16 protein-coding genes are annotated in these 14,422 nt (G+C 67.2%); 4 read left to right on the forward strand and 12 right to left on the reverse strand.

What is annotated here, in order from left to right:
- Positions 1–32 precede the first annotated feature (32 nt).
- The 12 genes from JNUCC0626_RS48570 to JNUCC0626_RS48625 form a co-directional block, all read right to left on the reverse strand.
- Complete coding sequence (locus JNUCC0626_RS48570; protein WP_394617370.1) at positions 33–422, reverse strand: pilus assembly protein TadG-related protein; 390 nt, start codon at positions 420–422, stop codon at positions 33–35.
- Positions 419–853, reverse strand: a complete 435-nt coding sequence (locus JNUCC0626_RS48575) for a TadE/TadG family type IV pilus assembly protein (protein WP_394617371.1) — start codon at positions 851–853, stop codon at positions 419–421. The genes JNUCC0626_RS48570 and JNUCC0626_RS48575 overlap by 4 nt, the downstream gene beginning before the upstream one ends.
- Positions 853–1,257 carry a TadE family protein gene (locus tag JNUCC0626_RS48580; protein ID WP_394617372.1) on the reverse strand — a complete coding sequence of 135 codons (405 nt, stop codon included), beginning with the start codon at positions 1,255–1,257 and terminating at the stop codon, positions 853–855. Before JNUCC0626_RS48580 ends, JNUCC0626_RS48575 begins: the two co-directional genes overlap by 1 nt.
- Positions 1,254–1,445, reverse strand: a complete 192-nt coding sequence (locus JNUCC0626_RS48585) for a hypothetical protein (RefSeq protein ID WP_394617373.1) — start codon at positions 1,443–1,445, stop codon at positions 1,254–1,256. The genes JNUCC0626_RS48580 and JNUCC0626_RS48585 overlap by 4 nt, the downstream gene beginning before the upstream one ends.
- A 28-nt stretch (positions 1,446–1,473) precedes the next feature.
- Complete coding sequence (locus JNUCC0626_RS48590; protein WP_394617374.1) at positions 1,474–2,343, reverse strand: type II secretion system F family protein; 870 nt, start codon at positions 2,341–2,343, stop codon at positions 1,474–1,476.
- A gap of 1 nt (position 2,344) precedes the next feature.
- Entirely contained in the window at positions 2,345–2,878 is a 534-nt protein-coding gene (locus JNUCC0626_RS48595; RefSeq protein ID WP_394617375.1) for a type II secretion system F family protein, read from the reverse strand.
- Between the two features lie 320 nt (positions 2,879–3,198).
- Complete coding sequence (locus tag JNUCC0626_RS48600; protein WP_394617376.1) at positions 3,199–4,545, reverse strand: CpaF family protein; 1,347 nt, start codon at positions 4,543–4,545, stop codon at positions 3,199–3,201.
- The gene (locus tag JNUCC0626_RS48605) at positions 4,542–5,354 is read right to left on the reverse strand and encodes a chromosome partitioning protein (protein ID WP_394617377.1); all 813 of its coding nucleotides are present in this window, start codon (positions 5,352–5,354) and stop codon (positions 4,542–4,544) included. Before JNUCC0626_RS48605 ends, JNUCC0626_RS48600 begins: the two co-directional genes overlap by 4 nt.
- The gene (locus tag JNUCC0626_RS48610) at positions 5,354–5,842 is read right to left on the reverse strand and encodes a hypothetical protein (protein WP_394617378.1); all 489 of its coding nucleotides are present in this window, start codon (positions 5,840–5,842) and stop codon (positions 5,354–5,356) included. The genes JNUCC0626_RS48605 and JNUCC0626_RS48610 overlap by 1 nt, the downstream gene beginning before the upstream one ends.
- 277 nt (positions 5,843–6,119) lie before the next feature.
- Positions 6,120–6,680, reverse strand: a complete 561-nt coding sequence (locus JNUCC0626_RS48615; RefSeq protein WP_394617379.1) for a hypothetical protein — start codon at positions 6,678–6,680, stop codon at positions 6,120–6,122.
- Positions 6,681–6,962: 282 nt separating this feature from the next.
- The gene (locus JNUCC0626_RS48620) at positions 6,963–7,247 is read right to left on the reverse strand and encodes a hypothetical protein (RefSeq protein ID WP_394617380.1); all 285 of its coding nucleotides are present in this window, start codon (positions 7,245–7,247) and stop codon (positions 6,963–6,965) included.
- A gap of 459 nt (positions 7,248–7,706) precedes the next feature.
- Entirely contained in the window at positions 7,707–8,330 is a 624-nt protein-coding gene (locus JNUCC0626_RS48625) for a prepilin peptidase (RefSeq protein ID WP_394617381.1), read from the reverse strand.
- A 279-nt stretch (positions 8,331–8,609) separates the two neighbouring features.
- Between JNUCC0626_RS48625 and JNUCC0626_RS48630 the strand changes: the two genes are divergently transcribed.
- From JNUCC0626_RS48630 to JNUCC0626_RS48645, 4 genes are all read left to right on the forward strand, one after another.
- Entirely contained in the window at positions 8,610–9,641 is a 1,032-nt protein-coding gene (locus JNUCC0626_RS48630) for a GAF domain-containing protein (protein WP_394617382.1), read from the forward strand.
- Positions 9,642–9,670: 29 nt separating this feature from the next.
- Positions 9,671–10,513 carry an SDR family NAD(P)-dependent oxidoreductase gene (locus JNUCC0626_RS48635; RefSeq protein ID WP_394617383.1) on the forward strand — a complete coding sequence of 281 codons (843 nt, stop codon included), beginning with the start codon at positions 9,671–9,673 and terminating at the stop codon, positions 10,511–10,513.
- A gap of 387 nt (positions 10,514–10,900) precedes the next feature.
- Entirely contained in the window at positions 10,901–13,135 is a 2,235-nt protein-coding gene (locus tag JNUCC0626_RS48640) for a helix-turn-helix domain-containing protein (protein ID WP_394617384.1), read from the forward strand.
- Between the two features lie 25 nt (positions 13,136–13,160).
- The gene (locus JNUCC0626_RS48645) at positions 13,161–14,378 is read left to right on the forward strand and encodes an FAD-binding protein (protein ID WP_394617385.1); all 1,218 of its coding nucleotides are present in this window, start codon (positions 13,161–13,163) and stop codon (positions 14,376–14,378) included.
- The last annotated feature ends 44 nt before the right edge of the window (positions 14,379–14,422 follow it).

Raw genomic sequence — 14,422 nt, forward strand, 5'->3', positions numbered from 1 at the left:
CCCTTCGCTGAGGTGGTGGTGCCAGGTCTGGTTCACCGATCGATTGCTGTCACTCCCAGCTGGGGGAGGGCACGGCCGGTGCCGCGGACGCGGAGGCTGGAGATGCCGATGAACCCGAGAAGCTGGGCAGGCTGGGAGGCGTCGACCGTGACTGTCACCGTGTTGCCGGTGACGACCACGCTTCCCTTTGCTCCCACGCTGCTGAGGAATTTGTGTGCGTTGGCGGCCGCTTGTGAGGGGACCAAGGAGAGATGGTTGCTCGTGCGGTACTTGGTGAGGTCGATCGCCTGGGCACCGGCACGCGCGGCGGCTTCGGCCTGACCTGCGGCGCGCACCTTGGTGGCGAGCGCGGAACCGCCGTCGAGCACCAGCCCGGTCAGCAGGATCAGCGCCATGAGGATCGACACGACGAAGGCGGTCATTGTCGTCGTTCGATCGGACTTGAGCGCCAGGTGTCCACCGGCTGGGTTGCGCTGGAGGACAAGCGTTTGCGCTCGGGTGTGCCGAGGACTCGTGCATCGCTGAGGTCGACGGAGCACGACACCGTGACGATGACTGTTCCGCCTGGCTTGAGGTCGCCCGTTGCCACGTCCACATCGAGGGCTCGGCAGGCGACACCGGCCGACGAGAGCGCGGTCGAGGCCACGGACTGAGCGGCCGCGCTTGCTCGAAAGGCGGTGCGTTCGAGGCTGGCGGCTCTCGCCGCCTGGTGAGCAGCGTCGTTGACGTGCAGCCTCGCGTCCACTCCGCGATGAACGAACACGCCCACGAGCACCAAGAGCATGCACAACAACGGCGCTAGCAGGGTCGTTTCGGCAACGACGGAGCCGCGGTCATCGGGCCACCTGCTCATCAGGGCGCCCCGTCCGGGAGGAACCGTTCGACGGGACCTGCGGCCTCAGCGTGCACAGGGAGCCGTACGAAGGGCACCACAGCGGTTGCGGTTCCGAAAACCCGGACGGAGGCGGAGACGTCGCCTCGTTTGGAACTGATGCTCTCGTCACTCAGCGGACCACTGGCCAACTGGTCGAGCAGGTATTGGGCCGCCCTTCTGCCATCGTCCGCGGTTCCATCCTGTACACGAGACGCGGCAAGCCCCTGCGAGGCAGCGGCTTGCGCTATGTGAGTGGCGTGCGACCAGAGCGCGAACTGCGCAGCGGCCATCACAACCAGCATCACCAGGGCAAGTGCGATCACGAGTTCCGCGCTCGCCGCACCGCGGTCGTCCGCAAGAGCCGAGCGGAGACGGGCTTTCACAGCTCGATCCCGTTGACCTTGGCGATGATCTTCGCGACGAAGATGCCCACGACGACAAGAACAGCGGACACGAGCAACGCCGTCAGCAGCACCCACTCGCTCACGTAGCCAGCGTCGGGAATCCGGCGCAGCAGTGCGATACGAGCTCGAACGGCCCTCCGCGCAACGTCCCAGTAGAGCTTGAACATCTGTTTCTCCTTTCTGCCAGGCGACATGTCAGAGTCCGTTGAGGACCTGCGTCGCGGCCGGGTACGTGATGAACGCGAGAAATCCGAGCAAGAGGAGCATCACCGGCAGCGACATGCGTTCCGTCGCCGATTGGGCGTTGGCTTCCTCGTGGGAGAGCTGGTGCGCGCGCAGGGCCGCGGCTTTCGCGGCGAGGCTCGCGCGGACCTTCGCGCCCTCGGAGCCGGCGAGGCTGGCCGAGGACGCCAGTTCGGCGAGTTCGGACACCCCGAGTTCCTCGCCGAGCTGCCGCAGTTTCGTCCAAGGCGTGCTTCGGGTCAGCATCGCGGCGTTCAACGCGTGCTGGATCTGGCTGAACGCCCAACCGCGACCGACCTCCGCCGAGTCGCGCAGCGCGCTGGTGACCCCGGCGCCACCGGCCAAAGCGATCCAGACGAGATCCAGGTACGACGAGAGGGCGTGCCTGAACTCCGTTCGACGCAGGGTTGCCGCGGCACGCACTCGCAGATCAGGCAAGAAGAAGCCGGCAGTGGCGAGCACGCTCCCCGCGACGAGCGGGAAGGTGAGGTCGACGCCTGCGTCGGCCGCGATCAACAGCCCTTGCACCAGCACCGGCACGGTCGCACCGGTCATGGCGAGAGAGGCCTTTTCGGCGAGGTGCACGTCAGGCGGACGGCCGATGACTGCCAGGTCGTGCAGGACTCGCTCTCCGGGGAGTCCCCAGGCTTGAAGAGGGGCGGCGAGTTTGCTGATGTGGCTTGTGCTGGCGTTGATCGGGTGTGGGCTGCTGGTGGCACGTGCCAGCGCGGTTCGCAGGGAAGGGCGAGGCGGGTACGCCCACACGATCAAGGACCACAGACCGAGTCCGAGGCCAAGTCCCAGGAACAGTGCGGAGATCACGTCACGCCTCCTGTTCTGCGGCCAGGAATCGGGCCGGTGCGGGGGCTTGCGAGATCTTGGTGAGCCAGGTGAATCCCGCGGCGAACAGTGAGCCGATGCCGAGCAGCACCAGCTGTCCTTCCCACGAGTCGTACGCCGCCAGATAGCCGCGGTTGAGCAGCACGACCGCGACCGCGAAAGCCAGCGTTGTGCCCACGACCACCCGCACCGACGTCCGTGTGCGCGCTCGGCCTGCTTCGACGCGCATCGTCATCGACACCTGTTCGCGGGCGGTGTGAGCGAGAGCGCCGAGCAGGTCACCTAGCTGACGGGCCGGTTGGTCGGCGGCTTTCACCAGTGCGGCGACCACGAGGTCGCTGATCGGATCTGCGAGGCTGGCCGCCAGGCCGCGCAGCGCCGGTCCGAGACGGTCGCCACGCTCAAGCCGAAGTGCGAGTTCCCCGACGTCCTCGCGGATGGCTTTGGGCGTCAACGGCGCCGTCGAGAGGATTGCCTGCTCCAGCCCGGACGCCGCGGCGAGAGTGTCACGCACCATCTCCGTCCACGTCGCAATCGCCTCGACCCGTGCGACTCGCCGCTTCTCGCCTAGATCACCGTGGAGCAGCCGAGGAAGTGCCCAGCAGGCAAGTCCCGCGAGGACCCCTCCGGCTAGCCACCCGGTGACGAGTCCGGAGCCCACACCGACGGTCGTGGCGAGGCCGATGCGGACGAGGAGTCGTTGTCGGTGAACGGGATCCTGGTGTGGGCGAGCGCGGGGGAGTTGACGACTGGTGGTTCCCCGCCAGCCGATGACGAGCAGGATCAGACCCAGCCCTACACCTGTTCCGAGAAGTGCTGCGAGTCCGGTGGAGTGGATCACCTCGGCCACCACCCTTCGGGGTTCTCCAGGACGACCGGATCCAGGCCGGCGTCGACGAGGTCGTCGAGTGTTTCCGTGCGCAGCGCTCCGGGAACGGGCAGAGCGCGCCGGCCGGGGCCGGGCCGGTAGACCTCATTGGAGACGACCTGGACTCCGTCGGCGTCGACGACCTCGCGGATCGAGGAGACGACACGAGTCGTCTGGTCGGTGCCGCGGACCACGTGCACCACGAAATGCACTGCGCCGGCCACCATGAGGGCGGTGGCCTCGAGTGGCAGCCGTTCGGCGCCCTGGGCGGCGTAGGAAGCCAGACGCGTGAAGGCGATGCGGGAGCTGGACGCGTGCAGCGTGGCCATCGACCCGTCGTTGCCCTGGGACATGGCGTTGCACATCGGGATCACCTCAGGCCCGCGGATCTCGCCGACGATCACCCGGTCCGGAGACATCCGCAGTCCCCAGCGCACCAGCTCAGCCTGGGAGACCTCGCCCGCGCCCTCGACGTTCGGATCCCGGGACTGCAACGCCATCACGTCCGCGTGGATGTTCGGATCGCGCTCCAGTCCGAGTTCGAAGGCGTCCTCGATGGTGACCAGGCGTTCCATCGGATCCATCTCCGACGCGAGCGCCCGGAGCAAGGTGGTCTTCCCCGCCGAGGCACCGCCGGTGATGAGGATGTTCTTCCTGGCCCGCACGAGTGCGCGCAGGAACTCGCGCAGGCCGGCATCGATCGTTCCGCGCTCGCGCAGTTCCGGGAGCGTGGCCGTCAGATAGCCGTGCCGGCGGATCGACAGCGACGTCACGCCGTTCTGGGTCAGACCCATCACCGCGAACAAGCGCTCGCCGCCGGGTAGCTGAAGGTTGACCGCGGGGGAACCGAGATCGAACCGGCGCTCCTGGCTGGACGCGCGCGCCGCGAGCAGCCGGACGAGATCCGTCAGTTCCTCGTTGGACGACGCGATGGGTGGGACGTGCGCCCGGCGGCCGTCGGTGTGCTGGACGATGACCTTGTCGAACCGGTTCGCGTTGATCGTCTCGATCGTGGGGTCGTCCAGGAGCGGTTGCAGACCTGCCAGACCGAAGAACTCGTTGAGGACCTCATCGACGATCTGCTGCTCGACTTCGGGCAGCAGCAGACCGTGGTTGGCGGTCAACTCGGCTTCGTTGTGCATGCGGAGCGCGTCGTCGACGATCGGCTGAGCTAGCCGTCGCCGTGCTTCACTCACCACGCCGGACTTGCCGTGAGCAGCGCCCAGCCGACGAGGAAGCTCTGCGCCGAGGGTCTCGCGCAGCCGTTGCCGCAGCCTGGAGACCGCATTGTCGTCCGGCGCCGGGGACGTCGTCATGGCGTGACACCGCCCCGCGTACCCCGGGATTCTTCGAGCCCAGGCAACGAGAAGGCTTGATGACGAAGCGGGAGTGCCGGTGTGGAGGCGAGTGAGCACGCCATCTTGTGGGCGAACCTGCCGAGTGCGGAGTGTGCGGGGCCGCTGCGGCTCCACCAGGGACGCGGCCGTCCACACAGGACTGATGCGCCTCGGGCGTCGTGCGGGACACGTCCCCGCGGGGTGACACCGAGCTCGCGGGCGACGTCCGGCACTGAGTGGCCGTTGCCAGCCAACAGGAGTACCGCTCTCGGTGCCCATCGCCCGATCTCCGCCAGCTTGCGAGCAAGGTGTGAGAGGTGGTCGGCGTCCGCGCGAGTGAGCAGCACCAGCACGTCGGCTTGGCGGATGATCCCCATCGCGGGGGAACCGTGGCCCACGCGGCCGCAGTCGACCACCACCACGCTGCCAGGGTTGAGGCCCGCGATCCTCAGGACTCCGAACGCTGAGTCGGACGTCGGTGCCAACGCCAGAAGCGCCGCTCTTGCCTGGTCGGCATCAGGTGGCGCGGTGAGAGTCGGCAGCCCGCCGCGCAGAGGCTGCGCGTGCTGCCACGGCAGATAGGGGTCGGTCCCGCCGGTCCTCAGACCGGCAGCGAGGCTCAGCAGCCCTGGCGACGGCGGGAGGGAGAACCGCGTCGCCAGGTCGCCGCCGGCCGGATCTGCTTCGACCAGGAGCACATGTGCGGGATCAGGCCACCGGGCCGCCATGGCGACGGAGAAGGTCGTCACGCCAGGGGAGCCTTTGAGGCTCAGGACCGCGATCAGCATCACCGACCACCTCCGGAGAGGAGCACGAGAGCCAGCTGTCCTGTCGGCACGGCGGCGATCTGGCGAGCCGCGACTTCGGTCACCTGCACCGACACCACGGTCACCTGCTCGTTCGACGGAGTGGCCAGGCTGGTCACCACACCCGGCCAGCTCTGCGTGGCCGGGGAGCCCGGCGACGAGGCGGCATCGTTCGGTACGAGCACCACAGCCACGCGGGCACCGGGTCCGGCCTCGACGGGGAACTGTCCCGACTTCAACGCGAGAGCGGCAATCGACTGTCCCGCAGCCGGAACCGCCGGAGCGCCCACCGAGTCGGTTGTGAGCAGCGTGCCCGCGGACAGACTCACGGCCATCGTCTTGCCCACGACGTCGCCGGCCCGGTCCGCGTCCACGACGAGTACTCCGACCTCGACCGCCACGTTGACCCGGTGCAGGTCCTGCTGAGTCAGGACGTGCCCGACCGTCACCGGCCGGCTCAGTGCGAGCACGGGCTGACGGTCGTTCGAGGTGAGGGAGATCCACGCGAAGCTTCCAGCGCAGGCGGTCGCCAGCAGAACCCCGAGCATCAGATGCGGGACGCTGCGTTTCCGGCCGTGCAGTCGCGTTATACCGCTTGGCTTGCTGGCGAGCCAAGGGGAATTGTGCGAAGTGGAGGGTGGAGTGCTTGTGGTCTTCATGTCGGCTCGATTCAGGCATAGGGGTAGCGCGCCGCGTCGCAACTGGTGATCAGCGCGCGATGGGAAGGTTGTTCTTGGTTCGAGTTGGTCAGCGTCCGGTGTTGAGCGCCTGCGATTCGGCGACTCGGAACGCTCTTCCGCTCGTGGTCGTCAGGTCGGGGAACGTTCCGCTCTGGCCGGCGCCGGACCAGGTGACCGTCCACCGCACGGTGGCTGATGCGGCGAACGCTTGGCCAGGTTCGGAGGCCGATGTCCGCCGGTAGGTGTGCCCGCAGTCAGGCGAGCTCGCCTTCGGGTCGGTCCCAGTGGCGTACGAGGTGCCCGGGCCGTTGCAGTGCACGGAGTTGCCGTCGCCCATCGACCACATGACCGAGGTCGGCCTCGCCGTCGCGGTCACGGAAACACCTGGGACAGAGGCGGTCTCCTCAGCGGTCGCCCAGCCGCCCGACAGCCAGAGCCAGGTGGGCAGCTGCACCAACTGGGTTCCAGATGGACTGGCGTTGATGGTCGGTGTGGGCAGCCGAAGACGTTTGCGGGCGATCTGCGCGACCTGCTCTGCTGACATCGTCGGCTCGGCGCTCGAACCGGACGGGATCCACACCGGCCCGTGCGAGTCCGGGTCTTTGCCGTCCGGCGAGCACAGCACCATGAACCAGCCACCAGACTCCGCGGCCGAGTCAGGTGGAGGTGGCCGATCGACCGGTACGTGCCGACACGCGAACGCGTCTTCGATCGAGCCTTCGTTGCCGGTGGAACCAACTGCCTGATCCGGCGGGCGGTCTGGTCGAACGCCTGCAGTGATCTCGCAGCCGGGGGAGGAGGACTGACTGCAGCTGGCTCCTCCCCAAATGTCGTCTGCTGACGCAGGCGGCGCGCCGAGACACAGGGCAACGGACGCGAGGACGGCGAAAGTTGCTGTTTTCTTCATGGCTCAACAACTCCCGACCTCGTGAACGCCGAAGTCCGTCACCTTCCAGGTCGCATCCGCCTGCTTCTCGACGACGGCGTTGATCCGCCGCTTGCCGCCGGGTGTGTTGTCGACGAGTTGGCCGTTGTCGCTGCGGTACTTCAGTGCGTTCGTCGAGTCGGCGCAGTCGGTGACGATGACCTTGGTCGGTGCGTCGTGCGGTTCGAAGGAGTGCACGGAGGGAGTGAGCGCGGGCTCGCCACGGGTTACGACACCCCTGGTGTTGTCGCGGTAGAGGCTTTGGGACATCGAGGTCAACGCTGTTCCAGTGGCGTGCTGCCCCAGGCTGGGGGCTTGCCAGTCCGAGGTCTTGCCGGCGTTAGCGAAGGCGGCCCACATCTGCCGATACGAGTTCAGAGCCTGCTCTTCCGGCGTGGCCGTCCTGCTCGGTGGGGTAGGTGAGTTTGCCGACTGCACGGTCGCCGGAGCGTTGGACTGAGACGTCTCACACGCGCTCAGCAGCAACACACCGGCAACTGTCGCCGAGACTGATTTGGTGAACTTCACCTTGGCCTCCAAACAGGACTTGAGACACCCGCCACGAGCGGAGTAGCTGGCGTGAAGCCGGTGTCGGGGCGCGCATAGTCGGTAACAGCGGTCACCACGATGAGCACGAGCACGCCGCACGCGCGGTGTAGCGCACGTGGAGCTTCGCGGGCGATGACCGGATCGTCTTCGGGCAGCGGAAGACACATCAGCAGACCTCCGTCAGAGCAGAAGGATCACGCAGAACGGTGCGAAGATCAGCGCGGGCCCGAACGCGATCGCCTGTCCCTGTGAGATCAGCTTCGTCACCCGCAACGCGCACATCGCGATGCCAGCCGACAGAAACGCGGCCCCAAGCCCGGCGGCGACGTAGGGCCAGCCGAACCAACCCAGGTAGAACGCCATCGTGGTGCTCAGCGTTACGTCGCCGAAGCCCAGACCTGACGGCGAGATCCGGTGGACCAAGAACATGAACGCGAACACGGCCGCTGCTGCGGCACCCGCGCGCGCCAACGGCCACAGGTCGTGCTGCACCAGTCCCGCGAAGCCGAGCTGCACCGAGCCCCCGGCGAGCAGGGCACCCACGATGCGGTGTGGGAGCCGGTGGTGCGCCCAGTCGATCAGGCTGAGAAGCAGACCGATGATCGCCAGCCAGGCCAGCGCGCCGGCGGTTGCCTGCCTGCGTTCCGCGACCTCGATGAGCACGACCGTCAGCAACAGCGACGCCACGAAAGCGATCACCGTCTTGGGCACGACGTGGCCGAGAGGTGCGATGGCCCTGCTGAACACGATCACGAATGGGCCTGCCACGGCGCCGAGCAGGCCGTAGTTCAGCCAAAGGGGCATTGAGCCTCCTTATGTGAAGAGAAGTCATGAATTCTCCTTGCTGGGTCCGGAGGGCGACGAAGTTCAGTGTTAGAGCGCACCTCAACAGAACGCCAGGCAATCGCCGTCTTCAGATGAATAGAAGACGCAGAAGACAGGTCTTCGTCTCTACTTGGTGATTCACTCGGATGAATGAATCGAGCCGCAGATTTGAGGTGGTTTGGAAGAGTTCCAAGTGCGGCCACCCAGGCGGCGATAGTGTGACTGGGCAGATTGATCTTCAATCAGCAGGACGGAGCGATGGCGGCTGACTGGTTGTTGGTCGAGACGTTCGGAGGTGCCCGCAGAGAACCGACGCTGCTGGCCATCGGGGACACCCCGAAGAACATGGTGTCGATCCGATCCGTTCTCGGGCGCGGTCCCTTCGTTGCCGACGTGCTGGGAGTGATCGCGCGTGCGGTCGAGAGCGGCGAGTCGATCGAAGTCCGAACGACCACGGGCAAACGTCGTGTCATCGCGCACCCGCTGTTGTCGTACGGCGGACTCAGCCATGGTGCTCATGTGTGGGTGGGGCCTTGGGACGAAGAGCCGCCGCCTTGCACCCCTGCGGGCGCCTGGCACATCAACCTCACCCGGCACGTCAGCAGCAGATCCGACGACCTCCTGGAGCTCTACGGGACGAGTCCTGACGCGTGGCGGAACGAGCACGACCTCGCGGAGCTCTTCGCGTATCAGCGGCTTCAGACGAACTCGGACGAGGCCAAGGCGCTGGCGCTGATCGTCAACGCGAAGGCTGGCGCGGAGCACGCGGCGACGTGGACGGTGAACCGCGGGGACGGTGTCCGGCGCGCGGTGCACTTCGCGTGCCGTTGCGTCGAGGTGGCCACGACCGGCGGCAGGAGTGAGTTGGTCGTCCGAGGGATCACCCACGACATCGGTCCGGCGGAGAGCGTGCCGGCCGCGCCGCCCTCGATGCCTGTCCTGCTCGCCCAACAGGTTCTCGCCGCGGAGGCGACACCTGGTCGCTGGAGGGCCATCGTCGATCTGCGCACGATGCGCTTGCTCAAGTGGCTCGACAACCCGATGCCCGGCGTCGCGTGGACCCTCGGCGCGTCGCACCCGCCCGCAGTGCACAGGGAGGACTTGCGCTCGGCGGTGACCATGTCCCGGGAACTGGCTTCAAGTGGACGTGCCATGGCAGTCCTACGGCTTCGCGGGGAAGACGGCGGCTGGCTGGCGGTGGCCGTCTCCGCCGCGCTCATGGCTCTTGATCAGCACACCACGGCGGCGCTCGTCACCCTGAGCAAGCCTGATCGTGGGAAGGTCGGCTGAGTCGCCGGACGCGGGGAAGGTGCTGGTTCGTGAGCTGCTTCAAGGACAAGGTGGCCGTGATCACCGGTGCTGGCGCCGGGATCGGGTACGCGCTCGCGGTCGAACTCGCTCGGCGCGGAGCGAGGCTGTCGCTGCTCGATCACGACCAGGATGCGCTGGAGGAGACGGTCCGTCGTTGCGAAGGGCTGGGGGCGCGAACTGTCGCTCAGGTCGTTGACGTGACCGACTGGGGTGCGATGTCGGCCGCTGCCGGTGTGGCCCACTCCGAGCTGGGTGGCGTCGACTCCGTGTTCGCTGTCGCAGGGATCATCCATCGGGGAAGTCTGGCGGAGTCCGAAGTCGCGGACGTGGAACGCGTCATGTCGGTGAACTGGCGAGGGCTGATGTACACGGTCAAGGCGCACCTGCCGTTCCTCGCCGAGGCGGCGGGTGGTCGGATCGTGACGTTCTCCAGCGCGTTCGGGCTGGTCGCTTTGCCGAAGTACTCCGCCTACAACGCGTCGAAGTTCGCGGTCCGCGGGTTCAGCGAGTCACTGCGTCAAGAGCTGGCTGTTGCCGGCAGCCGGATCTCGGTGACGTGCGTGTTCCCCGGTGGTGTTCGAACCTCGATCGTCCGCAACGGACTCTTCGCGGCCAGGGAGAATCGTGAGGCGGTCGTCCGCGGCTTCGAGAAGCGTGTTGCTCGCACTGAGCCCGAGGCTGCCGCAGCCATCGTCTTGAGCGGAGTGGAGCGCCGCCGTGCGCGGGTCTTCGTCGGAACCGACGCGCGTGTTGTCGCCCTGCTCGCGCGTCTGGCTGGAGGCCACTACCAGGACCTGGTTCCGGCTGTGGTCCGCATTCTCAAGCGTAGAAGGCGGCGCTCCACTCGGTGACGACTCCGGTTGACGGGCGTGCGGCCGTTGCTTACGCTGGGCCGATCGGATCAGTCCGATTGGGTTGGCTTTGTCGCTATCGAGCTGATCCCTGAAACGCGGTGCTGAGGTGGGCTTTGGGCTACCTCAATGGCGATCGGGGATCACTGTGTCTCGACGACTCCTTCTGCTGACAGTCTTCGTCACCTCGCGCTGTCGTTATTCGACGAAAGTTGTCGTTCGACCGGGTGACTTCGTATGCCGAGTTGCCCGGAATACCGGACGAGTTTGGAGGCTGTCCACATACGATCACCTCCTGGATCAACAGCTTCCACTGCGCGTGATTGCCCATCGAAGTTCAGTGTTGGCCGAGGTCTGGGGAGATCGCCAGGGGAGGGGTGTCTTCGGATGAGCGGAAGACTGGAACAGACAGAAGGTGACGCGGGTTCACAAACGTTCGGGGGACGTTTGAGGGCTCTGCGCCTTGAACGGGGAAAGTCGCTCACAGACCTGAGTCGTGAGGCGAATGTCAGCAAGAGCTACCTCGGCAACCTCGAGAACCATCGCAACGTGCCGGGAACGGACATCGCCGCGGCCATCGACCGGGCCCTCCAGGCCGGCGGTCAGCTGGTCGAACTGGCGGTGCCCAGGCCACGCGCACGGTCAGCTCGTGATCGGGTGCGCCCAGCGCAACTCCCTGTCGCGGTGCGGCGCTTCGTTCCGCGCAACGAGCTGATCAAGGAAGCTGAGGAAGCCCTTGCGACACACGAGGGGGTGATCGCGTTCGACGGCCCGGCGGGCGTCGGCAAGACCGCCTTCGTCGTCACCTGGGCCCACTCGATCGCCGAGGAGTTCCCCGACGGCGTGCTCTTCACCGACCTGAGGGGTTATTCGGCGGATCCACCGGAAGATCCCGCGGTCGTTCTCGCCGGATTCCTGCGCTCGCTCGGCGTCACCCCGGCAGAGATTCCGGGCGACCTTGCGGGGCGGGCAGCGCTCTACCGGACTCTGCTGGAAGGAACTCGCACGCTCGTCGTGCTGGACAACGCCGTGGACGACGGCCAGGTCCGCCCGCTGCTGCCGGGCTCGGCACCATCGTTGGCGGTGGTCACCAGTCGCAACCGCTTGTCGGGCGCGGTGGTCCGCGAAGGCGCCATTCGCATCACCCTGCAGCCGATGACCTTCGAGGAAGCGCAGGAGTTGCTTCGGTCGGTCGTCGGACCGCGGATCGACACCAACCTCACCGCCGCGCAGCTCATCGCGGACTACGCGGGACGGCTTCCTCTCGCTCTGCGGATCGCGGCCGAGCGCGCGAGTCTCTGGCCGAACATGCCCCTGCAGGCGCTTGCAGATGAGCTCGCCTGCCGCCAACCGCTGGACGTCTTCGCGGTCGACGAAACGCTGGCCGTGCGGACCGTGCTGTCGTACTCGCACGACGCGCTGCCACCGAAGATGTCTGCCACTTTCCGCGTGCTGGGACTGCATCCAGGTGGTCCGATCCGCGTCGAAGCGGCATGCGCGCTCATGGGCCAACCTCCGTCGCAGGCACAAGGCCATCTCTTGGCGTTGGCCGCGGTGCACCTGCTTGAGCAGACCGGTCAAGACGGGTTCGTGATGCACGACCTCGTCCACTCCTATGCGCTTGAGCTCGCGCGAGAACGCAACATGGCGGAGGACAACAAGACTGCCCTGGAACGTCTGGTCGACTCGTACCTGTGCACCGGGGCCGCAGCCACCCGACTGCTCTGGCCCTCCCGCCCACGGCGACGCCTCGACCTGCCTGAGCGAGGTCTGACAACGCTGTCGTTCCGCAGAACGCAGGACGCGCTCAAGTGGTTCGAGGACGAGCTGCGGCTGCTCGTCCGGCTGGTCCGGTACGGCGCGCAGTGGAACATCACCGCGGTCGCCTACCTGCCGGTCGTCATCAACGAGATGTTGTTCCACCGCCGGGCCTGGTCGTGGTGGGTTCCCGCGCTGCACGACGCGCTGGCGATGGCCCGCCGGGGTGGACACCGCGACGCCGAGGCCTGGATGTTGGAAACACTGGGCGATGCCGGGATCGACGCCGGCACCGCAGAGACTTCGATTGGGCTCTACCAGGAGGCGATGACCATCCGCGCCGAGCTGGGCGACCGCGGAGGACTTGCCATCGGGCACGTCGGCCTCGGCCGTGCGCTCTGCCAGGCCGGCGACTTCGACGCCGCGTTCGCCCACTGCGAGACCGCCAGGGAGATCAGCGCCGAGGTCGGCGACGTCTGGCAGCACTCAGTGGCGACCGCGCACCTCGCCATGGCCCGCGCTGCTCTCGGATCGGTCGGAGAAGCTCGCGAACTCCTTCTTGGGACGCGAGAAGTCCTCGACGACGCCGAGGACTTCATGTCGTCAGGGTGCGCGTCCGGGCTACTGGCAGGCCTCGCCGAATCGGAAGGCGAGCACGAGCTCGCGCTCCGGCATCTCCACGACGCGCTGGAGACCTTCGGCAGAGTCGGCGACGTCTGGAGCCAAGCCCACATTTACAGCCGCATCGGCGATCTGCACGCCGACCGCGGCAACCAGCGGCCGCGCACCGAGCCTGGTCCGCGGCGGCCGACCTGCTCACCGGCAACACCGAACCCGCCGCCACGCGGCTGCGCGAGCAGATGATCAACAGCTTGAACGAGGAGGGCTAGTGCCCCAGGTGTTCGACACCATGCCCGAACTGGTCGGATCGCTCGACACCGACGAGGACTCGCTTCGCTGGGCCGCGCGCGACTACGGCGACGTCGTCCACCACCTGCCCGCTGCAGTCCTGCGCCCCGCGAACGCCGCGGACATCCGCACAGCGGTGGCATTCGCGCGGCAGCACGGCCTCCGGATCGTGCCCCGTGGTCAGGGTCACTCCACGGGCGGCCAGGCGCAGGCTCTCGGTGGGGTTGTCGTCGACATGAATCAGCTCGGCGCGATCCACGATGTCGGTCCCGACTCAGTCGTCGTCGACGCGGGAGCGCGGTGGAGCGACGTGCTGAACGCGACGTTGCCGCGCGGCCTGACGCCACCGGTTCTCACCGACTACCTAGAGCTCACCGTCGGCGGGACCTTGTCGGTAGGTGGCCTGGGCGGGGCGAGCCACCAGCACGGGGCACAAACCGACAACGTCATCGAGCTGGAAGTCATCACCCCAGAAGGCGCGCTCATCTCGTGCAGTCCCTCGGAGAACAGGGACGTGTTCGACGCCGTGCGCGCGGGCCGAGGGCGCAACGGCATCATCACCCGGGCCCGGCTCCGGCTCGTGCCAGCGCCCGACACGGTCAGGTGGCACAGGCTTCGCTACGGCACCGTCGCGGAACTGCTCGAAGACCAGCAGCACCTGGTCGTCACCGATGCGTTTGACTACGTCGAGGGACAGCTCAAAGTCCGTGACGGCGAAGACGTCGCCGAGCTGGAAGCTGTGTCCTTCGTCGAGACCACCTCTGGCTCGGGCGATCTGGATGACCTGTTCTTTCGCGAGGTGGACAGCGAGACGGCTGACTACTGGGACTTCGTCAACCGGCTTGCGGCAGGTGAGCCAGTGCTCCGCGGTGCGGGCCTGTGGGACTCGCCGCACCCGTGGTGCAACCTCCTCGTGCCGGGCACCGCAGCACCCGCGGTTCTGCACCAGATCGCGAGCGAACTCGGCCCCGAGCTGTACAGCGACTTCGGTCTGGCGCTGGCGTACCCAGTGCGCACAGACCGCATCACGACCCCGTTGCTGGCCCTTCCGGACGACGACATCGTGTTCCTCGTGGCCGCGCTCCGCTACGCGCCCGCCGGTGCAGCCGAGACCGTGAAGGCGATGCAGCTGGCGAACGACGTGCTCGTGGCGAGCACACTGCGAGCCGGAGGCACGCTCTACCTCGATCCGCTGTAGTCAGGTGTCCTCTGTCTGCTGGTAGCCGCGATACGGAAGACGCC

It is taken from the genome of Lentzea sp. JNUCC 0626 (assembly GCF_043632865.1).
GTDB lineage: Bacteria > Actinomycetota > Actinomycetes > Mycobacteriales > Pseudonocardiaceae > Lentzea.

Bases quoted from the DNA above. Each gene is read 5' to 3' on its own strand.
- JNUCC0626_RS48625 (WP_394617381.1), bottom strand. From the start codon at position 8,330: ATGCCCCTTTGGCTGAACTACGGCCTGCTCGGCGCCGTGGCAGGCCCA.
- JNUCC0626_RS48630 (WP_394617382.1), top strand. From the start codon at position 8,610: ATGGCGGCTGACTGGTTGTTGGTCGAGACGTTCGGAGGTGCCCGCAGA.
- JNUCC0626_RS48615 (WP_394617379.1), bottom strand. From the start codon at position 6,680: ATGGTGCTGTGCTCGCCGGACGGCAAAGACCCGGACTCGCACGGGCCG.
- JNUCC0626_RS48595 (WP_394617375.1), bottom strand. From the start codon at position 2,878: ATGGTGCGTGACACTCTCGCCGCGGCGTCCGGGCTGGAGCAGGCAATC.
- JNUCC0626_RS48620 (WP_394617380.1), bottom strand. From the start codon at position 7,247: ATGTCCCAAAGCCTCTACCGCGACAACACCAGGGGTGTCGTAACCCGT.
- JNUCC0626_RS48570 (WP_394617370.1), bottom strand. From the start codon at position 422: ATGACCGCCTTCGTCGTGTCGATCCTCATGGCGCTGATCCTGCTGACC.
- JNUCC0626_RS48575 (WP_394617371.1), bottom strand. From the start codon at position 853: ATGAGCAGGTGGCCCGATGACCGCGGCTCCGTCGTTGCCGAAACGACC.
- JNUCC0626_RS48585 (WP_394617373.1), bottom strand. From the start codon at position 1,445: ATGTTCAAGCTCTACTGGGACGTTGCGCGGAGGGCCGTTCGAGCTCGT.
- JNUCC0626_RS48600 (WP_394617376.1), bottom strand. From the start codon at position 4,545: ATGACGACGTCCCCGGCGCCGGACGACAATGCGGTCTCCAGGCTGCGG.
- JNUCC0626_RS48605 (WP_394617377.1), bottom strand. From the start codon at position 5,354: ATGCTGATCGCGGTCCTGAGCCTCAAAGGCTCCCCTGGCGTGACGACC.
- JNUCC0626_RS48640 (WP_394617384.1), top strand. From the start codon at position 10,901: ATGAGCGGAAGACTGGAACAGACAGAAGGTGACGCGGGTTCACAAACG.